This window comes from Streptomyces sp. NPDC127595 (genome assembly GCF_042671685.1).
GTDB lineage: Bacteria > Actinomycetota > Actinomycetes > Streptomycetales > Streptomycetaceae > Streptomyces.
The window spans coordinates 292,170-312,837 of sequence record NZ_JBHXWK010000004.1 but is presented as its reverse complement, the minus strand read 5'-3'; the positions used below and the strand labels follow the sequence as shown (position 1 = coordinate 312,837).

The following is a 20,668-nucleotide window of genomic DNA, read 5'->3' as shown; positions in this document are numbered from 1 at the left end:
CTGATGCGCATCCTCGTCCTGGGCTCCACGGGGTTCCTGGGCCGGCACATCACAGAGCACCTACGCGCGCTGTCCGGCGTCCAGGTGCTCCGCGCCGGCCGCTCCCCGGTCGCCGACCTGCGGGTCGACCTCACCACCGCCGCGGTCCCCGCTCTCGCCGCCGACCTGCACGCGCTGGCCCCGGACGCCGTCGTCAACTGCGCCGGCGCCGTCGGAGGCGGCCCGCTTCTGCTGGCGGAGACCAACGCCCGAGGGCCAGCCGTGCTGTGCGAGGCCCTGACCGCGGCCGGCATCCCGGTACGCCTGGTCCATCTCGGATCCGCAGGCGAGTACGGGACGACCGCAGGGCAGCCGCTCGGCGAGGACTCCGCCACCTGTCCGCAGGGCGCGTACGGGGCCACCAAACTGGCGGGTTCGCTGACCGTCGTCGAGGCGGCGCTGGACGCCGTCGTCCTGCGGGTATTCAACCCGGTCGGGCCGGGCTCGCCCGGCACCAGCCTGCCCGGGCGGCTCGCCGACGAACTGCTGCGCGTCGGGCCGGACGGCGCGGTGCGGGTCGGTGACCTGGCTGCGTACCGCGACTTCGTCGACGTACGGGATGTGGCCCGTGCCGCTGCCCTCGCCACCACCGCGCCCGGCCCGCTGCCCCGCATCCTCAACATCGCCGGCGGCAGCGCCACCCGGGTCCGCAAGGTCGCGGAAGGCCTGGCCGGGATCAGCGGATTCCGCGGCCGAATCGACGAGAACGGTACCGGTTCTCAGCGCTCGTCAGCCATCTCCTGGCAGCAGGCGGACATCACAGCCGCCGCCAAGGCTCTGGGCTGGCACCCCGAACGTACCCTCGCCACCTCGCTCGCCGACCTGTGGACCGCACGCACCGGCGCACCCCAGGCCCGGGCATGACACGGCCGACTGCTCGTTCCGCTGTAGCGGTGCGGGCGTCGGTTACTTCTCCCAGCCGACCGTCTCCGGGAGCGGGCTGTAGAAGATGGTCGCGCCGACGTTGGCGAGGCCCTTCTTCACGGCGTAGGTCGAGGGGCCGCTGAACAGCGGGAGGAAGGCGTACTCCTGGAGCGCCTTCTGCTCGACCTTGTCGACCGCCGCGGCCTGCTCGTCGAGGTCGGCGATCTCGGTGGTGGCGATGATCTCCTTGTCCAGGGCTGGCGTACCCGACCCGGTGATGTTGGAGTCACGGTCCGAGCAGTAGAAGTCGCACAGGTAGCGGGCACCGAACGGGTCCATGGAGCGGTTCCCGGACAGGAAGAGGTCGAAGCTGCGGTCGCTGAGGATCTTGGAGAAGTCCGCCTCGTCGGCCTTCTTGATGACGAGATGGACACCGGCAGGCTTCAGCATCGCGGCGAACGCGTTGGCGATGGCCTTGTCCAGCGGATCGTCGCCGATGAGCGTGTAGCCGACTTCGAGCTTCTTGCCGTCCTTGACGCGGATGCCGTCCTCCCCGGGCTTCCAACCCGCTGCGTCGAGCGCCTCCTTGGCCTCGTCCGGCGCGTACTTCAGCACGGCCGAGACATTGTCCTGATAGCCCTTCTGGAAGCTGTACAGCACGGCCGAACCGGGCAGCGGCTCCTTGTAGTCGAGGCCCTGGAACTGGATCTTCGCGATCTGCGTGCGGTCGACGGTCTCCTCGATGGCCTTGCGGACGGCCGGCTCCGAGAGGACCGAGGACTTCGTGTTGAAGTAGAGCGAGTACTCGAAGGGGCTGCCGCCGCTGCGGATCTCCGTGCCCGCGAGCCCCTTGACCTGCTTGAGGCTCTCCGCGTCAACGGCGGAGACGTAGTCGAGCTGACCGTTCTTGAAGGCGTTGACCGCGGCGGTCGACTCCAGGTTGACGTAGATGCGCTTGTCGAGTTTGCCCTTCTTGCCCCACCACTTCGGGTTGCGGACGAAGGTGATGTTGCCCGAGTGGGTGTCCCATGTGCCGACCGTGTACGGACCCGCACCCCACTCCGGGTGTGCCGTCTTGACGTACGCGTTGTTGAAGTTGTCGACCGTGGCGGCCTTGGGGTTGAGGAAGGTCTTGAACAGGGCCGACCAGGCGGCGTTGGCGCCCTTGAAGTTGATGACGGCCTGCTTGGCGTTTGTGCCCTGCTCGACCGAGGTGATCTGGTCGTATCCGTTCGTGGAGGCGGTGGCGTAGTCCTTGTTCGAGCCGTTGTTGGCCTTCCACGTGGCCTCGATCGCGGTCCAGTCGATCGGTGTGCCGTCGTTGAAGACGGCCTTCGGGTTGATCGTCAGAGTGACCTTCTGGTTGCCGCCCTCGACGGAGACCTTCACGTCGCTGTAGTAGTCCGGGTTGTACTGCACCTCACCGGTCGGGGAGTACGTGATCGCGTCAGCGTTGTACCAGGCCCAGACCCGGGCTGCGGTCAACGTGGAATTGACGTTGAACGGGTTGCCCTGGTCGTCGAAGGTTCCGACGGTGGTGTAGGTGCCGCCGTCCTTGAGATTGTCGTACGGCTGGGGGTCGTAATCGGCTGCGCTCGATGCCGCCTTGGGGGTGTTCTTCGTGTCCGAGCCAGCCGCGTTGTTCGTCGAGGAGGACTCGCACGCGGTGGCGGTGACGGAGATGGCTGCGATGAGGGCGAGAGGCAGAGCCAGTCTTGCGCGCATGGCGAATGGTTCCTTCTGGTTTCTGGTTCGGTGGAGTGAACGTGGGCGGTGCGTCGTGAGCGGGGGATCCTGGTCGCGGGCCGGCCGGCGGTGCTGGGGGAACTTCGGGCCGGGTGCTCAGACGGCGTGGCAGGCGTACCGGTGGCCGGGGTGCCCGTCCACCTGGGTCGGCCCGGGGCGTTCTGTGCGACAGCGCTGACGCACGGCCTCGTCGGTGATGCGGTACAGAGGGCAGCGGTCGACGAAGACACAGCCCGCGGGTGGCCGGGCGGCGCTCGGCTGCTCACCCTCCAGCACGACGCGTTCACGGGTGCGTTCCCGCTGTGGGTCGGGCACCGGAATCGCCGACAGCAGCGCCCGGGTGTACGGGTGTCTCGGATCGGAGAAGATCGTCTCGGTGTCCCCGCTCTCGACGATGTGCCCCAGATACATCACCGCGATGTGATCGGAGATGTACCGGACGACGGCGAGGTCATGGGCGACCACGAGGTAGGCGAGCCCGAGTTCGCGCTTGAGCCGCGCCAGCAGTCTGATCACCCCGGCCTGCACCGACACGTCCAGGGCCGAGAGCGGTTCGTCGAGAGCCAGCAGCTTCGGCTCGGTCGCCAGGGCGCGGGCGATGCCGACCCGCTGGCGCTGACCGCCGGAGAGAGCGGCCGGGAAACGGTCACTCACCAAGGCGTCCAGACCGACCAGCGTCAGGAGTTCGTGGACACGGGAGCGGATCGACTCGCGATCCCGCCCGATGGCCTGCAAGGGTTCGGCGAGCAGCTGGAAGACGGGCAGCCGCGGGTCCAGGGCCTCCAACGGGTCCTGCATGACGATCTGTACGTCCTGCCGCAACTCGCGTAGCCGCGCGGCGGAACCGACCGTGCCGACATCGGTACCGGCGATCTCGATCCGCCCGCCTTCGGGCCGCCTGAGCCGGAGAATCTCCAACAGCGTCGTGGTCTTGCCGCTGCCCGACTCGCCCACCAGTCCCAGGGTCTCCCCGGCACGCAGCTCGAAGCTCACCCGGTTGACGGCGTGCAGTGTGCCGACCCGGCGTTTGAGGAGGGCGCCCTTGGTGACCGGGAAGGTCTTGACGAGGTCCTCGACACGGAGCACCACATCGCCGACCTCGGCGCGGTCGGAGCCGGTCCGCGGGTCGACGGGCGCGACGTCGTCGGCGTAGGCGGCGGGGTCCAGCGATCCGTCGGCTGTCTCGTCGGCGCGCAGGCAGGCCACGTGCCCGTGCCCGGTGATCTCACGCAGCTCGGGTTCGTCGGTGCGGCACGCTTCGAGGGCGACGGCGCAGCGGCTCGCGAAAGGGCAGCCGCCCGGGAGACCCACCAGGGTCGGCGGCTCCCCGCCGATCGGGACCAGGGGCCGGTGGACCCCACCGTCCACGGTCGGCACGGCCGCGAGCAGCCGCGCGGTGTACGGCATCGTCGGCCGCCGGAACAGTTCCTCGACGCCCGCCCGTTCCACGAACCGGCCCGCGTACATGACGGCGACGTCGTCCGCGTGGCCGGCGACCACCCCGAGGTCGTGGGTGATGAGGACGAGGCCGGCACCGGTCTCGTTCTGCGCCAGTCGCAGGACGTCGAGTATCTGTGCCTGCACGGTGACGTCGAGGGCGGTGGTGGGCTCGTCGGCGACGAGGACGGACGGCTTGTTGGCGATCGCCATGGCGATGACGACGCGCTGCCGCATGCCGCCGGAGAACTCGTGGGGGAAGGACCTGGCCCGGTTGCGCGGGTCGGGAATGCCGACGAGATCGAGCAGCTCGACGGCCTGGTCCCAGGCGGCCCGCTTCGTCAGGTCCTGGTGGACGCGCAGGGCGTCGGAGAGCAGTCTGCCCACGGAGAAGATCGGGGTGAGCGCGGAGAGCGGGTCCTGGAAGACCATGCCGATGGAGTTGCCCCGCAGCTCGGACAGTGCCTTGTCGCCGAGGCCGATCAAGTCGCGTCCGCCGAGCAGCACTTGCCCCCGCAGGTCGGCGGAGGGCGGCAGCAGGCCCATGATTCCCATGGCGGTGGCCGACTTGCCCGAGCCGGACTCGCCGACGATGCCGAGGGTCCGGCCCGGCAGGAGGTCGAAGCTGACGCCGCGTACCGCCTCGACGGGGCCGGCCTCGGAGGGAAAGGAGATCCGCAGGTCCCGTACCGAGAGCACGGGGGTGGCGTCGGTGGACGGTGAGGGGTCGGACAGGACCGTCGTGAGGGTCATCGTCGGCCTCCTGCCGTACCGGTCACGGATGTGGGGTCGAGGGCGTCGCGCAGTCCGTCGCCGACGAAGGACATCGACACGGTGAGCAGGACGACCAGGGCCGCGGGGAAAGCGAAGAGCCAGGGGGCGCTGGTGATGGTGGTCGCACCGTCCGCGAGCATCGTGCCGAGGGAGACGTCCGGGGTCTGGACGCCGAATCCGAGGAAGGACAGGGCCGTTTCGCTGAGTACGGTCGCGACGACACCGAGCGTCAGGTTGACGATCAGCAGCGAGCCGAGGTTGGGAATGATGTGCCGCAGGATGATGCGCGGCGGGCTGACGCCCATGAACTCGGCCGCCGTCACGTAGTCCCGTTCGCGCAGTGAGGTGGAGACGGACCAGATCACCCGCGCGGTGGACATCCAGCCGAACACCGTCAGCACGACGATGAGGACCCTCCAGTCGCCGGCGAGGCGGTGGGAGACCAGGGCGAGGATGAGGAACGAGGGGACGACCAGCAGGAAATGGATGACGGCGAGTGCCGCCTTCTCGACCCGGCCTCCGAAGTACGCGGCTCCGGAGCCGACGATCGCGGCGACGACGACGGTCAGGACGGAGACACTCACGGCGATCGCCAGGGAGCGCTGGAGTCCGTGCACGGCGGAGGCGTACATGTCGTTCCCGCCCTGGTTGGTGCCGAACCAGTGGGTGGCGCTCGGCGGCTGGGTGAGGGCGGCGAAGTCGGCGTCGGAGTACGTGTAGGAGGTGAACAGACCGCCGAACGCACTGAACAGCACCAGCAGCACGAAGATCACCACACCGACGACGGCGAGGCGGTTGCGCAGGAAGCGGCGCAGGTAGAGCCGGCCGAGGCCGAGGTGCCGGCCGTCCTTCCGCGCGGGAAGCGTCGCTTCCGGTACCTGGTCCGCCGCCGAAGGGGATGAGAGGCCAGAGGTCACGTCCGTGGCCACGTCAGCTCACCCTCACTCTCGGGTCGAGGAAAACCGTGGCGATGTCCGCGAGGATCGCGCCGATCGCCGTCAGAGCCGCCGCGAAAGCGGCCGTCGCGACCGTGCCGTGCACGTCGTTCTTGCTGATGGTCTGGATGAAGTAACGGCCCATGCCGTTCCAGCCGAAGATCGTCTCGGTGATGATGGCCCCGGTGAAGATGGCCGGGACACTGAATGCCACGGATGTCGCAGTCGGGATGAGCGCGGCCCGCAGGGCGTGCCTGCGGACGGCCTGGGTTCGGGTGAGCCCGGTGGCCTGGGCAGTGCGCACGAAGTCGGCATTGATCATGTCGAGGAGCAGCGAGCGCTGCGTCAGGTGATAGCCGACATAACCCATCAGGGTCAGTGTCAGGGTCGGCAGGATCAGGTGCAGCAAGCGGTCGCCGATCGTCGGCAGCAGCCCTTCGACGTCCGGTGAGTTCTCTCCGGCGACGTAGAGGAAGTGCAGCCCGGCGTGCTGGTTCAGCCAGATGGCGACGAAGACCACGGCGAGCGCGGCGACGGACGTAGGAATGTTGAACACCACGATGGACACCGTCTGCGCGACCCGGTCGGCCCAGCCGTACTGCCTCGACGCGGTGTACACACCCAGTGCGACGCCGATCACGACGGACAGGACGGTGGCGATGACGACCAACTCCGCGCTGACAAGCGACCGGTAGCCGATCTCACCGTTGACGGAGACGCCGGTGGGTGACCTCCCCCAGTCGAAGTGGAGGCCCACTGACGTGAACCAGTCCCACCACCGCTGCACCACCGGCACCCGCGGGTCCAGGTTGTACGGCGCGAGAGCCCGGTCGATCTGTGCCTCGCTGCGGGCGGGCTGCAACTGCCTGAAGTTCGACCGCGGGTCCAGGAACCAACTGGCCAGGAAATATGTCGCGTTGGTCGCGATCACGATCATCAGAAGCCAGCCCGCCGCCTTGCGCGTCACATAGCGCACCACGCGCGGCACCTCCTCACGGCCTGTGAGAGGGGCACCTCGGGAGAACCGGATATGCGGGACGTATGCATGCGTGGTGAAACTTTCTGGGGGTGGAGCGTTGCCGCAAACGCGTAGCCGTCAGTTTGATCCGCATTCTGGATCCGACGCCAGCCTTTAGCCGGTCCCGCCATGAGGTCGAAATACCGCCGTAGCAGACAGTCCGTAATTCGAGGTAATGTGCACGATCTTGACATACCCTGTCCGTTATATTCTCCACGGCCCCGCAACAGTGCCACTGCCTCCTGGCCGGGGGTTCATGGACGGTGTCACAGGGATAGGGCTGCGGCCTGTGGTCGACCCCGAGGCCCCTGCCGTGCGCTGAGTCGAGGCGGTGCCTCGCGTAGCCCCTCTACCGATCACTGGTGGCTTTTGCGACCGGCGACCGAGGCCGCCGAAACCGATTCCTATGACACCGAACCAAACCGCGGTCAGGGTGTGGAAGTCCATTTCTTTCCCCTTCACAATCCCTGGACTGTTTGGCGCAGAATGCGTGGGATCGTTTCAGGATTCGCGACACTCCTCGGTCCGGTCAGTCGCTTTGCATCCACTGGTGACCTTGTGCGGTCGCCGGCGGTGTACGGCGCCAGGTCCCGCTGGTCTCCTTCATCGCCCACGGCCAAGGGCCCTTTGAGTCCGCTGATAAATTCCCGCGGTGAGCGAGCAACTGCCCAGCGGCGGCACTGAACTGTCACCCGACGAGATCGAAGCCCTGGACGCCAGGTGGTCATCCTGCTGGACCCCGAGCGAGGTCGCGCAGCGGTTGGCCGGGATCGGCACACCCTGGTACGTGGCCGCGGGCTGGGCGCTGGACCTGTTCCGCGGCAGGCAGACGCGCGCTCATGGGGACATCGAGATCGCGATTCCGGCCGCGAGCCTTCCCGAGGTCCGCCGCCGCTTTCCCGGATACGTCTTCGACGCGGCAGGCAGCGGCCGGATCTGGGAGGACGCCACACCGGAGGTGCTGGCCGCGGTACATCAGACTTGGCTCCGCGATCCGGCCACCGGAAACTACCTGCTCGACGTGTTCCGTGAACCGCACGACGGCGACATCTGGATCTGCCGGCGCGATGAGAGGATCCGGTTTCCTTACGGCGACATCATCCACCACACCCAAGACGGCATCCCGTATCTGGCGCCCGAACTGGTCCTGCTGTTCAAGGCCCAGCACGCCCGCCGAAAGGATCAGACAGACTTCGACGCGACCGTCCCGCACATGACCCAGGCTCAGCGCGAGACGCTGGCCGAGCTGCTCGCCCGCGTACACCCGGGGCATCCCTGGCTCGCGGACCTGTAGCCCCTCGCTTGAGTGGGTTTCCTGAAACGCACAGGTTCGAAGAGGGGTGGCCGAGGGCGTGACGGGCGTCGAGGTGTCCGTTCGCAGGGTGGCATGAAGTGTGGTGCCGAAAGGCGCGGTCCAGACAGTTTCGTCGGATCGGCGAGAGCAAGATGTACATGGGATGAAGGCCGGCCGGGAACCGTGACGGCCGCACCGGCAGGTCCCGATCATGAGGGTTATGACGAGAGTGCCTGCATCCGACCCGGTGGCCGCTGTGCGCGACTACTACCAGCAGTCGGCGAAACGTGAGGCCGAGAGACTGAGCAGGCCCGCCGACGGAGCCATCGAGCGGGAGTTGCATGCGCGGGCGCTGGAGGAGTACCTGCCCCCTGCACCCGCGCGAATTCTCGACAACGGCGGGGGCCCTGGCACGTGGACCCTGTGGCTCGCACAGCGCGGCTACCGGGTGACACTCACCGATCTGTCGCCGGCGCTGCTGGACCTCGCCCGTGACCGCATCGCGCAGGCTCCCCGGCAGCATGCCGCGGGCGTGGAGACAGTCACGGAGGCAGACGCACGTGATCTGAGTGCCTTCTCCGACGATTCCTTCGACGCCCTGCTGTGCCTGGGGCCCTTCTACCATCTGACCACCAGCACCGACCGTCGTCGCGCTCTGCAAGAAGCTCATCGGGTCTTGAGACCAGGTGGGCTGCTGATCGCGAGCGTGATGCCGCCGTACATGCGATTGGTCTCCGCCGTCCTGGAGCACGGGTCCGCGGCCTTCACGACAGGTACGGTCGATCTCATCCTGGACGAGGGCCGCTACGACGACCCGCGCCCCGGACGCTTCACCGGCGGCTACCTCACCCGCCCCGAAGACGTCACTCCGCTCTTCGAAGAGCACGGCTTCCGTGTGCGGCGCCTGCTCGCATCCCAAGGAATCCTGGCCTGGGCCCAGTCCGAAGTCGCCGCTCTGGCCCAACGAGACCCCGCCGCCTATCAGCGACTGCTCGATGTCGCGTATGCCACCGCAGGAGATCCATCCATTCACGGCATGGCCGGCCATCTGCTCGTCATCGCCGAACGGCCGGCGACGCAAGATGGAACGGATCACCCGGATTGACTCCCGAGAGGGGCGTGCACTCCGAGGCAGGCGGTCGTAAACCCGTTCGCAGATCCCCTGTTTCGGAAGCGTGGTGGAGACAGTCAGACTTTGATCACGCCGATGCGGGAGCCACACAGCATGCGGAGGTCTTCGGGGTCTGACGTCAGGACGGTCACGGGGGCGGGTGAGGCGAGTGCGGTGGCGGCCACGATGGCGTCGAGGGCGTGCTCGTGGCCATGCAGGCCGGCTGCGGGGAGCAGTTTCCTCGCGTGGCGGGCAATAAAACTCTTGTTATCGGGCAGGGTGTTTCTGAGGCGTTGCGGCTTGACCGGAGGCGGAGGCAGGTGGCGGATTGCCTCGCGGGATACAGACCCTCTCTGATCACCAAGCGTGACGATGTGTGCCGTCGGCTGCCGCGCGAGGAACTGCTCGCGCTGCCCGCGGCCGTGGAGGCGGCGAACCGCGCGCTGTCCCTCAGCCGGACCACGGGGCACGAGCTCGCCAAGCGGGGAACACGAACGCGCTGCTCCGGCCCCGTTTCCTCAGCACTCGATGATGTTCACCGCGAGCCCGCCCCGCGCCGTCTCCTTGTACTTGACGCTCATGTCCGCGCCCGTCTCCTTCATGGTCTTGATGACCTTGTCGAGGGAGACCTTGTGGGAGCCGTCGCCGCGCATGGCCATTTTCGCGGCGGTCACGGCCTTGACCGCGGCCATGCCGTTGCGCTCGATGCAGGGGATCTGGACGAGGCCGCCGACCGGGTCGCAGGTGAGGCCGAGGTTGTGCTCCATGCCGATCTCGGCGGCGTTCTCGACCTGTTCGGGGCTGCCGCCGAGGACCTCGGCGAAGGCGCCGGCGGCCATCGAGCAGGCCGAGCCGACCTCGCCCTGGCATCCGACCTCGGCGCCGGAGATGGACGCGTTCTCCTTGAAGAGCATGCCGATGGCTCCGGCCGCGAGCAGGAATCGTACGACTCCCTCCTCGTCGGCGCCCGGAACGAAGTTGATGTAGTAGTGCAGGACCGCCGGGATGATGCCGGCCGCGCCGTTCGTCGGGGCCGTGACGACCCGGCCGCCCGCCGCGTTCTCCTCGTTCACCGCCATCGCGTAGAGGGTGATCCACTCCATCGCGTGGGCCAACGGGTCGCCCTCGGCGCGGAGCTGGCGCGCCGAGACGGCGGCGCGGCGGCGGACCTTGAGGCCGCCGGGCAGGATGCCCTCGCGGGACATGCCGCGTGAGGTGCAGGCCTGCATGACGCGCCAGATCGCGAGGAGGCCTTCGCGGATCTCCTCCTCCGTCCGCCACGCGCGTTCGTTCTCCAGCATCAGCGCGGAGATCGACAGACCCGTCTCGCGGGTCAGCCGCAGCAGCTCGTCGCCCGTGCGGAAGGGGTACTTGAGGGCGGTGTCGTCCAGCTTGATGCGGTCCTCGCCCACCGCGTCGTCGTCGACCACGAAGCCGCCGCCGACCGAGTAGTACGTCTTCTCCAGCACGAGTTCGCCCGAGGCGCCGTACGCGAAGACCGTCATGCCGTTCGCGTGGTACGGCAGCGTCTTGCGGCGGTGCAGGATCAGGTCGTCGGAGAAGGAGAAGTCGATCTCGTGCTCGCCGAGCAGTCTGATGCGGCCCGCCGACTTGATCTCCTCGACCCGGGCGTCGGCCCCCTCCACGTCCACCGTCCGCGGTGAGGCGCCCTCCAGGCCGAGCAGCACCGCCTTGGGGGTGCCGTGCCCGTGGCCGGTCGCGCCCAGGGAGCCGTACAGCTCGGCGCGTATCGACACCGCCGAGTCCAGCACGGCCTCGTTGCGCAGGCGCCGGGCGAACATACGTGCCGCGCGCATCGGACCCACCGTGTGGGAGCTGGACGGGCCGATGCCGATCGAGAACAGGTCGAAGACCGAGATGGCCACGGGAACTCCTCAGAACAAGGGTGGTGCAAGGGTGCGGGCGCCGCACACGGCTGATGTCCAGTGTGCGCGGCGCCCCAAGGAAACGTACGTTCCGGGCGGATCCATTGAGGAAGCCCAGGAAAGGCTCGTAACGTACGAATTTCTACAGACCGGGATAGAGCGGGTGCTTGTCGGTCAGGGCTGCCACCCGGGTCCTGAGCGAGTCCGCGTCGTAGGACGGCTTCAGCGCTTCCGCGATGATGTCCGCTACCTCGGTGAAGTCCTCGGTCGTGAAGCCGCGGGTCGCCAGGGCCGGTGTACCGATGCGGAGACCCGAGGTCACCATCGGCGGGCGCGGGTCGTTCGGGACGGCGTTGCGGTTGACCGTGATGCCGACCTCGTGGAGACGGTCCTCGGCCTGCTGTCCGTCCAGCTCGGAGTTGCGCAGGTCGACCAGGACGAGGTGGACGTCCGTGCCGCCGGAGAGCACCGAGACACCGACCGAGGTCACGTCGTCCTGGACGAGCCGCTCCGCCAGGATCCGTGCGCCGTCGAGCGTCCGCTGCTGGCGCTCCTTGAAGTCGTCCGTCGCGGCGACCTTGAAGGAGACGGCCTTGGCCGCGATCACATGCTCCAGCGGACCACCCTGCTGGCCGGGGAAGACCGCCGAGTTGATCTTCTTGGCGAGCTCGGCCGTGGACAGGATCACGCCACCGCGCGGGCCGCCCAGCGTCTTGTGGGTGGTGGTCGTGACGACATGGGCGTGCGGTACGGGGTTGGGGTGCAGGCCCGCCGCCACCAGACCGGCGAAGTGCGCCATGTCGACCATCAGGTACGCGCCGACCTCGTCCGCGATCCGGCGGAACTCGGCGAAGTCCAGCTGACGCGGGTACGCCGACCAGCCCGCCACGATGAGCTTGGGCTGGGACTCCCGGGCGAGCTTCTCGACCTCGGCCATGTCGACCTGGCCGGTGGCGTCGTCCACGTGGTAGGCGACCACGTTGTAGAGCTTGCCGGAGAAGTTGATCTTCATGCCGTGGGTCAGGTGCCCGCCGTGCGCGAGGTTCAGGCCCATGATCGTGTCGCCCGGCTTGAGCAGCGCGAACATCGCGGCCGCGTTGGCCTGCGCGCCCGAGTGGGGCTGCACGTTGGCGTGCTCGGCGCCGAAGAGCGCCTTCACGCGGTCGATGGCGATCTGCTCGATGACGTCGACGTGCTCACAGCCGCCGTAGTAGCGGCGACCGGGGTAGCCCTCGGCGTACTTGTTGGTCAGGACCGAGCCCTGGGCCTCCATGACCGCGACCGGAGCGAAGTTCTCCGAGGCGATCATTTCGAGGGTGGACTGCTGGCGGTGCAGTTCGGCGTCGACGGCGGCGGCGACGTCGGGGTCGAGCTCGTGGAGAGAGGTGTTCAGCACAGACATGTTCGTACGACTCCTCAGCCGGCGGTGAAAGCGGTGTACTCGTCGGCGGAGAGCAGGTCGTCCGGCTCCTCCGCGATGCGCACCTTGAACAGCCAGCCGCCCTCGAAGGGGGCCGAGTTGACCAGCGCGGGGTCGTCCACCACGTCCTGGTTGAACTCCACGATCTCGCCGGTGACCGGCGCGTACAGGTCGCTCACCGACTTGGTCGACTCCAGCTCACCGCAGGACTCACCCGCGGTGACCGTGTCACCGACCTCCGGAAGCTGGGCGTAGACGACATCGCCGAGCGCGTTGGCCGCGAACTCGGTGATGCCGACCGTCGAGACGCCGTCCTCGGCGACCGACAGCCACTCGTGCTCCTTGCTGTAGCGCAGCTGCTGGGGGTTGCTCATGGCCTGAATTCTCCTGTACGCGGGGGAGTGCTGATGACGGGGGAGGGGTGGTGAGCTGGCCGGATGTGGGCCCGGTGGCACGTCTGACGACCGTGGAGCCCGAAGCCCGGCTTGTGGGTCAGTGTCACTTCTGGCGCTTGTAGAACGGCAGCGCCACGACCTCGTACGGCTCGTGGCTGCCCCGGATGTCCACACCGACTCCGGCGGTACCCGGAGCGGAGTGCGCGGCGTCGACGTAGGCCATCGCGATCGGCTTGCCCAGCGTCGGGGAAGGGGTGCCCGAGGTGACCTCGCCGACGACCTTGCCGTCGGCGAGGACGGCGTACCCGGCGCGCGGGACGCGACGGCCCTCGGCGATCAGGCCGACGAGCACCCGCGGGGGGTTCTCGAGCGCCGCCGCGGCGGCCTCGGTGAGCGCCTCGCGCCCCACGAAGTCGCCCTCCTTCTCGAACTTCACGACCCGGCCGAGGCCGGCGTCGAAGGGGGTGAGCGAGGTGCTCAGCTCATGCCCGTACAGCGGCATGCCCGCCTCCAGGCGCAGGGTGTCGCGGCAGGACAGACCGCAGGGGATGAGCCCGTACGGGGCACCCGCCTCGGTCAGCGCCTGCCACACCTTCTCGGCGTCGCCGGGGGAGACGAACAGCTCGAAGCCGTCCTCACCGGTGTAGCCGGTGCGGGCGATGAGCGCGGGGACGCCCGCGACGGTGCCGGGCAGGCCCGCGTAGTACTTCAGGCCGTCGAGGTCGGCGTCGGTGAGGGACTTGAGGATGCCGGGGGACTCCGGGCCCTGGACGGCGATCAGCGCGTACGCGTCCCGGTCGTCCCGCACGACGGCGTCGAAGCCCGCCGCACGCTCCACGAGCGCGTCAAGGACCACCTGGGCGTTGGAGGCGTTGGCGACGACCATGTACTCGTGTTCCTGGAGGCGGTACACGATCAGGTCGTCGAGGATGCCGCCGTCCGCCCGGCAGATCATCGTGTAGCGGGCGCGGCCGACACCGACCGAGCCGATGTTGCCGACCAGCGAGTAGTTGAGGAGCGCGGCGGCCTGGGGCCCGCTGACCGTGATCTCCCCCATGTGGGAGAGGTCGAAGAGACCGGCCTTCGTACGGACGGCGAGGTGCTCGTCGCGTTCGGAGCCGTAGCGCAGGGGCATGTCCCAGCCCGCGAAGTCGGTCATCGTCGCGCCGAGCGAGCGATGCAGGGCATCGAGCGCGGTGTGACGGGGTGCGTTACTGCTCATCGGTGGGGCTCCCAAGGCATGACGGCGAGGTCGTTCCTCCCCATCTGTCATCGGAACCTGAGAGGTTCATCACGACCCCGCGAAACGGTGGTCATGACTTGCACCTTGGGTGGGGCCACTGGTCGGCGGCCCGCTTTTCAGATGTGCCTCGCCCGCGCGGTACGGGGCCTGAGAGATTCAAGGGAGGGACTTGCTCCTTCGGCGCCCGGGGCGACATGCCCCCGGGACTCTCCCGCGCGGATTCAAGCGGCCGGTATGCAGTTGGCGCGCACATCATTGCACGCATCCCGGGGACACGGGAGGGGCACCTTCGTACGCCCCCTCGCAGCGACCCACAGTGACCCGCGGCGCCTTACAGTGACGTCCTACAGCGACCTGTAACCAGCCTGTGGCAGTCCGATTACGGAAACAGGAAGCACCGCGCATTACCTTCTCTTTACACTCGGCGGGGATGGGACTCCAGACCCATGGGGAGGACGATCACGGTGAACAGGACCACGGCGTACGCGACGACGGCAGGCCTCGCGCTGCCCAAGCAGCCCGGCGCCCCGGCCCGGGAGGCGTGCGGCCCGCTCCCGACGGCTGTCGTCCGCGACCTCAGGGACCGCGCCGGGCACAGCCCGCACGGCCTGCACTTCGGCAGCTCCGACGTCGTTGTGGTCACCGGACTCCCCGGCAGCGGCAAGTCGACCCTGATGCGCCGTGCTGTCTCGGGCCCGCGCGTCGACTCGCAGGACACCCGCGACCGTTGGGACGGCCGGATGTCCCGCTGGCTCCCGTACGCGGTCTACCGCCCCCTCGTCCGCCTCGCCCACTACACGGGCCTGCACCGCGCGTTGCGCTCCGGCACCGGAGTCGTCGTACACGACTGCGGAACGCAGGCCTGGGTCCGCCGCTGGCTCTCCCGCGAGGCCCGCCGCCGCGGCGGCGCGCTGCACCTGCTGCTGCTCGACGTCACACCGGGCACTGCGCTCGACGGCCAGCGCGAGCGCGGCCGCGGTGTCTCGCGGTACGCGTTCACCCGCCACCGCGGCGCGGTCGCCCGGCTGCTCCGCTCCGTCGAGAAGGGCGACCTGCCGGAGGGCTGCGGTTCCGCCGTGCTCATCGACCGGGACGCGGCGGACGTGCTGCGCCGGATCGACTTCGGGGGCTGAGACCGGCCGGAGGGTGGTCCGGAGCGGTCGAAGCGGGTGGTCCGGAACGCGCTGGGAACGGCGGAAGCAGGCGGCCCGGAGCGGCCGGGAGCGGTTGAAGCGGGTGGTCCGGAGGGGCAGGAACGGTCGAAGCAGGCGGCCCGGAGCGGCCGGGAGCGGTCGAAGCAGGCGGCCCGGAGGGGCTGGGAGCGGTTGAAGCGGGTGGTCCGGAGCGGCCAGGAACGGCCGAAGCAGGCGGCCCGGCGGGGCCGGGAACCGGCGAAGCGGCTGAGATTGCGTACAAGCCCACTAACCTAGCCAGCCGGAACACCCGGACACCGAACAGTGGTCACAGCAGGCGGTAGACAGATGGACTTCCCGCAATTCCCCGACTTTCCCGGCCTCCCGGCGCAGGCCCACCCCCATTCGCACGGCGGATGGCCGGGCAACGAGCTGGAGGAGGTGCTCGCCGCGTCCCTCGGCGTGCCCGCCGGACCCTCGTCGGGTGCCCGCATCGTCGAGGTGCTGGGCCGCAGCTTCGTCTGGGTCCCGCTGCCGAACGGCGGCGGCCCGCACAGCGGCCCGCTCGACCTGCCCACCCTGGAGATCGCGGGTCAGGCGTACGTCCCTGTCTTCAGCTCCGAGGAGCAGTTCCGCCAGGTCACCGGCGGGCACATGTCGTACACGATCGCGCCCGCCGTCGAGTTCGCCCGCGGGCTGCCCCCGCAGGCCGGCATCGTGATCAACCCGGAGGGTGTGGTCGGCGTACCGCTGCCGCCCCTCGCGGTCGCCGAACTCTGCCGCGCCGGGCACACACCGCTGGACGGATCCGCCGGCGGCGGCCGGGTGCGGCTCTTCGAGCCCGACTGGCAGGACGACCCGGTGGACTTCCTGTCCGCGGCCTCCGCAGAGTTCGCCGGAACGGGCGTGGTGCTGACCGCCCGCCGCTGCCTGGCCAGCATCGAGGGCGGCTCGCCCGTGATGTTCATCGGCGTCGAACTCTCCCTGTGGGAGGGCGAGGCCCGCACGCTTCCGCTGGACGCGCTGGGCCGTGCGCTGGGCCGGGTCCCCGTCGACCGCCCGGTGAACCTCGTCCTCCTGGACATCACCCAGGACCCGGTGGGCGACTGGATGCGCGAGCGGGTGCGGCCGTTCTACCAGCACGGGCTCTGAGCGCGCCGCCAAGGGGCGACCGGGCGATCATGACCGGTCCGCGGTCGCAGGACGGCAGCAAGTCCCCAGCTCTCACGCGGCTTTCCGGCGGAGCGTCCCGCGCCGGTGTCAGGGTCGCCGCTTAAGCTGGTTTCATATCCGGGGCAACTTCGCGAAGGGGCGGTACAGGTGAGCGCCAGCGGCACCGCGGCCGGGCAGGTCGAGCACATGCTGCGCCAGGTGACGCCCGGGCGTTACGACGCCTACGAGGCGCTGCTGCGCGCGCTCGCGGCCCCGTCGGCAGGCCAGGTCTGGATGCTGCTCTGGCACGGCCAGTCCGGCTCCCCGGACGCGCAGTACGGAAACATGCAGGTGGACGGCTTCGGGTACGCGCCCTGTGTGACCTCCGCCCAGGAGCTCTCGGCCAGCGGCTGGAACCGTTCGTACGAGGTGGTCGACGGCCTGGACGTCGCCCGCACCCTGTACCCCGACCAGTTCGGTCTCTGGCTGAACCCGCACGCCCCCGGCGGCGGCGTCGGCATCCCCTGGCTCGATCTGCGCCGTATCGCCACGGGCCTGGAGCGCCAGCCCGCCGGCCCCCTCAGGCTCTCCGAGCCGGGCATCGAGATCCCCCAGTTCTACGCCCTGCTCACGCAGAACGCGCACCGCACCTCCGCCGTGCGCTCCCTGCGCCGCGCCTGGGTACAGCCCGCGCTGGGCGCGCCCTATCTGGCTATCGGCCTCGATGTGTACGACACCTCGCCGCCGGCCGTCGACTCGGTGCGGGCGATGATGCAGCAGTCCATCGGTGCGGTGCCGGACGGACTGCCCGTCTCGACGGTCGCGATGTCCGACGAGTACGACCCGGTGGCGATGTGGCTGCGGTCCAACGCGCGGCCCTTCTACGACCGTGAGGCGCACGCGGCTCCGGCGCAGGCACCGGTGGCCGGTGGCTACGGCTATCCGCAGTCCCGGTCATACTGATCTCTGTTCCATTGCGAAACCCGTCCTGGCCCCGCCATGTCCTGATCTCCGCGTGCCGTGACCTAGTGTCTGACCTGCGGGTCGGCAGGCGTAAGGGTTGGATGTCCCCTTTGGGGCTGACACCGGCCGAAAGGGCCTCCCATGGCCCCTTCCACCCCAACTGCCCCCTGTCCGCCCCGCGTTACCCACTGTTCGGATAACGGAATCCACTTAACCGCATCACGGTTGCGCATACTTTCGCCGTCAGACCTGGCACGTGATCGTGGCGGGCATGAAGACTCCCGTGTCAGACATGGGGTCCTCGACCCTGTGAGTGAGTGCAAGTCGTCGTAACAGCCCGGGTCTCCAGGCCGCATCATCTGCGGCCGGTCCCGGCATGCAAGTGAACCAAGCCGCAGACAGCGGCAGGCGTAGGCCGGTCACCACCGGTCAGAGGGGTCGGGTCAATTGTGACCGCACCGATCGAGACCACCGGGTCGGAGACGGAAGTGCAGCCGGAGGCTGTGCTGGCCGGAGTCGACAAGGGGCAGATCGAGGGCCGTTCCCTGGGGCAGATCGCCTGGACGCGCTTCAAGCGCGACAAGGTGGCGGTCGCCGGCGGTGTCATCGTCGTACTGCTCATCCTGCTGGCGGCGCTCTCGCGCCCCATCCAGGCGGTGTTCGGACTCGACCCGAACGCCTTCAACCAGGACCTGATCGACCCCAACACCTCGCTGCCCCTGGGTGACTTCGGCGGCATGAGCTGGGCGCACCCGCTCGGCGTGGAGCCGAAGTTCGGGCGCGACATCGCCACCCGCATCCTGGAAGGCTCCTGGGTCTCGCTGGTCGTCGCCTTCGGTGCCACGATCCTCTCGAACGTGATCGGCACGGTCCTCGGAGTGGTCGCCGGGTACTACGGCGGCCGGGTCGACACGATCATCAGCCGGCTGATGGACACCTTCCTGGCCTTCCCGCTGTTGCTCTTCGCCATCGCGATCTCCGCGACGCTGCAGGGCGGCGCGTTCGGCCTCGAAGGACTCCCGCTGCACATCAGCGTGCTGATCTTCATCATCGGCTTCTTCAACTGGCCCTACCTGGGACGCATCGTCCGCGGCCAGACCCTGGCCCTGCGGGAGCGCGAGTTCGTCGACGCGTCCCGAGGGATGGGCGCGAGGGGGCCGTACATCCTCTTCCGAGAGCTGCTCCCGAACCTGGTCGGCCCGATCATCGTCTACTCGACGCTGCTCATCCCGACCAACATCCTTTTCGAGGCGAGCCTGAGCTTCCTCGGCGTCGGCATCCAGCCCCCGCAGGCGTCATGGGGCGGGATGATCAGCGAGGCGGTCACCTACTACCAGGTCGACCCGGAGTTCCTGATCGTGCCCGGCCTCGCGATCTTCGTCACCGTGCTGGCGTTCAACCTGCTGGGTGACGGTCTGCGTGACGCTCTCGACCCGCGCAGCCGCTGACCTGTGGCAGCGCCTAGCGTCCATCAAGTTTCCAACAATGGAGGGGACCCGAACATCATGCGAAGGTCAGCGCTGGCCGCAGTTGCGGCCATCGGCAGTGTGAGTCTGCTTCTCGCAGGCTGCAGCAAGGCCGATGACAACACGAACGACGCCACGAAATCAGCTGGGGCCAACGCAGCGACCAAGGACGTCGTCAACGCCTCCACCCAGAAGGGTGGGACGGTCACGTACGAGTACTCCGACGTCCCGGACTCGTTCGACCCGGGCAACACGTACTACGCGTACATGTACAACCTCAGCCGGCTGTACGCCCGCCCGCTGATGACCTTCAAGCCCGCCGCGGGCGACAAGGGCAACGAGCTGGTCCCGGACCTCGCCGAAAGCGCGGGCGTGCCGAGCGACGGCGGCAAGACCTGGACGTACAAGCTGCGTTCGGGCCTGAAGTACCAGGACGGCACGGCGATCACGTCCAAGGACGTGAAGTACGCCGTGGAGCGCTCCAACTTCGCGCGTGACGTACTCTCCCTCGGCCCGAACTACTTCCAGCAGTTCCTCGAGGGCGGCGACAAGTACAAGGGTCCCTACAAGGACAAGAGTGCCGAGGGTCTGTCGTCGATCGAGACGCCGGACGACACCACGGTCGTCTTCCACCTGAACACCGCCTTCCAGGAGTTCGACTACCTGGTCGCGACGCCGCAGACGGCTCCGGTGCCGCAGGCCAAGGACACCGGCGTCGACTACGTCAAGAACATCGTGTCCTCGGGCTCGTACAAGTTCGAGAGCTACGAGGACGGCAAGCAGGCGACCCTCGTCCGCAACGAGAACTGGGACGCGTCGACCGACCCGCTGCGCAAGCAGTACCCGGACAAGATCGTCGTCAAGCTGAAGGTCAACCCCGAGACGATCGACCAGGACGTCCAGGCCGGTACCGCCATCGACCTCGGTGGTACGGGTGTCCAGGCCGCGACGCAGGCGAAGGTGGTCAACGACCCCGACCTGTTGGCCAACACGGACAACACCTACGGTGGCCGTCTCGTCTACATGGCGATCAACACCAAGCTCGCGCCGTTCGACAACGTCGCCTGCCGCAAGGCCGTCGAGTACGCGATCGACAAGGTCTCGGTGCAGACCGCCGAGGGCGGCCCGATCCGCGGTGACATCGCCACCACCGTCCTCCCGCCCGACATCCCGGGCTACGAGAAGTCGGACATCTACGCCTCCGCCGGCAACAAGGGCGACGCGGCCAAGGCCAAGGAGCAGCTGACGGCCTGCGGCAAGACGACGATCAACACGAACATCTCCGCGCGCAGCGACCGTCCGCAGGAGATCGACGCGGCCACCGCGATCATCAACTCGCTCAAGGCCGTCGGGATCAACGCCAGCCTGAAGCAGTACCCGTCGGGCAAGTACTTCACCGACAACGCGGGCGTCCCCGAGTTCGACAAGAAGAACAACATCGGTCTGATGATGATGCAGTGGGGTGCCGACTGGCCGTCCGGCTACGGCTTCCTGCAGCAGATCCTGAACGGCAAGGCGATCAGCCAGTCGGGTAACACCAACCTGTCGCAGCTCGACAACGCGGACGTCAACGCGCTGCTGGTGAAGGCGATCGGCACGGAGGACAAGGCGGCTCGTGACGCCCTGTACACCGAGGTCGACAAGAAGACCATGGAAGAGGCGGCCCTCGTTCCGCTGACCTACTTCAAGGTCCTGCTGTACCGCCCGGCCAACTTCACCAACCTGGTCTCCACGGCGGCCTTCAGCGGCCAGTACGACTACCTCAACATCGGTACGACCAAGAAGTAGCCCC

16 protein-coding genes, 1 pseudogene and 1 riboswitch are annotated in these 20,668 nt (G+C 68.5%); of the genes and pseudogenes, 8 read left to right on the top strand and 9 right to left on the bottom strand.

Annotated features, from left to right (window positions below; translation table 11 throughout):
* Positions 1–3 precede the first annotated feature (3 nt).
* Positions 4–903, top strand: coding sequence for an NAD-dependent epimerase/dehydratase family protein (locus tag ACFVKT_RS15570; protein ID WP_385731578.1), 900 nt, complete (start codon positions 4–6; stop codon positions 901–903).
* Between the two features lie 42 nt (positions 904–945).
* On the opposite strand, the gene ACFVKT_RS15565 is transcribed toward ACFVKT_RS15570, so the two are convergent.
* The 4 genes from ACFVKT_RS15565 to ACFVKT_RS15550 all read right to left on the bottom strand — a co-directional run bounded on the left by ACFVKT_RS15565 (position 946) and on the right by ACFVKT_RS15550 (position 6,774).
* On the bottom strand, positions 946–2,628 hold the full coding sequence (locus ACFVKT_RS15565) for an ABC transporter family substrate-binding protein (RefSeq protein WP_385731577.1): 1,683 nt from the start codon (positions 2,626–2,628) through the stop codon (positions 946–948).
* A 117-nt stretch (positions 2,629–2,745) separates the two neighbouring features.
* Positions 2,746–4,839: a dipeptide ABC transporter ATP-binding protein gene (locus tag ACFVKT_RS15560; protein WP_385731575.1), complete on the bottom strand. Its 2,094-nt coding sequence runs from the start codon at positions 4,837–4,839 to the stop codon at positions 2,746–2,748.
* A complete protein-coding gene (locus ACFVKT_RS15555; protein WP_385731573.1) occupies positions 4,836–5,789 on the bottom strand; it encodes an ABC transporter permease in 954 nt (317 codons plus the stop codon). Before ACFVKT_RS15555 ends, ACFVKT_RS15560 begins: the two co-directional genes overlap by 4 nt.
* A gap of 1 nt (position 5,790) precedes the next feature.
* Entirely contained in the window at positions 5,791–6,774 is a 984-nt protein-coding gene (locus ACFVKT_RS15550) for an ABC transporter permease (RefSeq protein ID WP_385731572.1), read from the bottom strand.
* 691 nt (positions 6,775–7,465) lie between these two features.
* On the opposite strand from ACFVKT_RS15550, the gene ACFVKT_RS15545 reads away from it, so the two are divergent.
* Both ACFVKT_RS15545 and ACFVKT_RS15540 read left to right on the top strand, forming a co-directional pair.
* Positions 7,466–8,107, top strand: a complete 642-nt coding sequence (locus ACFVKT_RS15545; protein ID WP_385731571.1) for a nucleotidyltransferase domain-containing protein — start codon at positions 7,466–7,468, stop codon at positions 8,105–8,107.
* A gap of 220 nt (positions 8,108–8,327) precedes the next feature.
* The gene (locus ACFVKT_RS15540) at positions 8,328–9,212 is read left to right on the top strand and encodes a class I SAM-dependent methyltransferase (RefSeq protein ID WP_385731570.1); all 885 of its coding nucleotides are present in this window, start codon (positions 8,328–8,330) and stop codon (positions 9,210–9,212) included.
* Positions 9,213–9,295: 83 nt separating this feature from the next.
* Here the strand turns inward: ACFVKT_RS15540 and ACFVKT_RS15535 are convergent.
* From ACFVKT_RS15535 to gcvT, 5 genes and pseudogenes are all read right to left on the bottom strand, one after another.
* Positions 9,296–9,475 (bottom strand): annotated as a pseudogene (locus tag ACFVKT_RS15535) (DNA-binding protein); the annotation flags it as partial.
* Between the two features lie 261 nt (positions 9,476–9,736).
* Entirely contained in the window at positions 9,737–11,104 is a 1,368-nt protein-coding gene (locus ACFVKT_RS15530) for an L-serine ammonia-lyase (protein WP_385731568.1), read from the bottom strand.
* A gap of 142 nt (positions 11,105–11,246) precedes the next feature.
* Positions 11,247–12,506, bottom strand: a complete 1,260-nt coding sequence (gene glyA / locus ACFVKT_RS15525; RefSeq protein ID WP_385731566.1) for a serine hydroxymethyltransferase — start codon at positions 12,504–12,506, stop codon at positions 11,247–11,249.
* A 14-nt stretch (positions 12,507–12,520) separates the two neighbouring features.
* On the bottom strand, positions 12,521–12,898 hold the full coding sequence (gene gcvH, locus ACFVKT_RS15520) for a glycine cleavage system protein GcvH (RefSeq protein ID WP_385731563.1): 378 nt from the start codon (positions 12,896–12,898) through the stop codon (positions 12,521–12,523).
* 124 nt (positions 12,899–13,022) lie between these two features.
* Entirely contained in the window at positions 13,023–14,141 is a 1,119-nt protein-coding gene (gene gcvT, locus ACFVKT_RS15515) for a glycine cleavage system aminomethyltransferase GcvT (RefSeq protein ID WP_385731561.1), read from the bottom strand.
* A 147-nt stretch (positions 14,142–14,288) separates the two neighbouring features.
* Positions 14,289–14,386: riboswitch (glycine riboswitch) on the bottom strand.
* A 234-nt stretch (positions 14,387–14,620) separates the two neighbouring features.
* On the opposite strand from gcvT, the gene ACFVKT_RS15510 reads away from it, so the two are divergent.
* From ACFVKT_RS15510 to ACFVKT_RS15490, 5 genes are all read left to right on the top strand, one after another.
* Positions 14,621–15,295: an AAA family ATPase gene (locus ACFVKT_RS15510; protein WP_385732119.1), complete on the top strand. Its 675-nt coding sequence runs from the start codon at positions 14,621–14,623 to the stop codon at positions 15,293–15,295.
* Between the two features lie 348 nt (positions 15,296–15,643).
* On the top strand, positions 15,644–16,447 hold the full coding sequence (locus ACFVKT_RS15505; RefSeq protein WP_385731559.1) for an enhanced serine sensitivity protein SseB: 804 nt from the start codon (positions 15,644–15,646) through the stop codon (positions 16,445–16,447).
* 168 nt (positions 16,448–16,615) lie between these two features.
* Positions 16,616–17,410: an enhanced serine sensitivity protein SseB C-terminal domain-containing protein gene (locus tag ACFVKT_RS15500; RefSeq protein ID WP_365429258.1), complete on the top strand. Its 795-nt coding sequence runs from the start codon at positions 16,616–16,618 to the stop codon at positions 17,408–17,410.
* Between the two features lie 449 nt (positions 17,411–17,859).
* Positions 17,860–18,858 carry an ABC transporter permease gene (locus tag ACFVKT_RS15495; protein ID WP_385731557.1) on the top strand — a complete coding sequence of 333 codons (999 nt, stop codon included), beginning with the start codon at positions 17,860–17,862 and terminating at the stop codon, positions 18,856–18,858.
* Between the two features lie 57 nt (positions 18,859–18,915).
* Complete coding sequence (locus ACFVKT_RS15490) at positions 18,916–20,664, top strand: ABC transporter substrate-binding protein (protein WP_385731555.1); 1,749 nt, start codon at positions 18,916–18,918, stop codon at positions 20,662–20,664.
* Positions 20,665–20,668 lie beyond the last annotated feature (4 nt).

Excerpts from the sequence above, each read along its gene's own strand:
- ACFVKT_RS15570 (WP_385731578.1), top strand. The coding sequence starts at position 4 with ATGCGCATCCTCGTCCTGGGCTCCACGGGGTTCCTGGGCCGGCACATC.
- ACFVKT_RS15565 (WP_385731577.1), bottom strand. The coding sequence starts at position 2,628 with ATGCGCGCAAGACTGGCTCTGCCTCTCGCCCTCATCGCAGCCATCTCC.
- ACFVKT_RS15560 (WP_385731575.1), bottom strand. The coding sequence starts at position 4,839 with ATGACCCTCACGACGGTCCTGTCCGACCCCTCACCGTCCACCGACGCC.
- ACFVKT_RS15540 (WP_385731570.1), top strand. The coding sequence starts at position 8,328 with ATGACGAGAGTGCCTGCATCCGACCCGGTGGCCGCTGTGCGCGACTAC.
- glyA (WP_385731566.1), bottom strand. The coding sequence starts at position 12,506 with ATGTCTGTGCTGAACACCTCTCTCCACGAGCTCGACCCCGACGTCGCC.
- gcvH (WP_385731563.1), bottom strand. The coding sequence starts at position 12,898 with ATGAGCAACCCCCAGCAGCTGCGCTACAGCAAGGAGCACGAGTGGCTG.
- gcvT (WP_385731561.1), bottom strand. The coding sequence starts at position 14,141 with ATGAGCAGTAACGCACCCCGTCACACCGCGCTCGATGCCCTGCATCGC.
- ACFVKT_RS15505 (WP_385731559.1), top strand. The coding sequence starts at position 15,644 with ATGGACTTCCCGCAATTCCCCGACTTTCCCGGCCTCCCGGCGCAGGCC.
- ACFVKT_RS15490 (WP_385731555.1), top strand. The coding sequence starts at position 18,916 with ATGCGAAGGTCAGCGCTGGCCGCAGTTGCGGCCATCGGCAGTGTGAGT.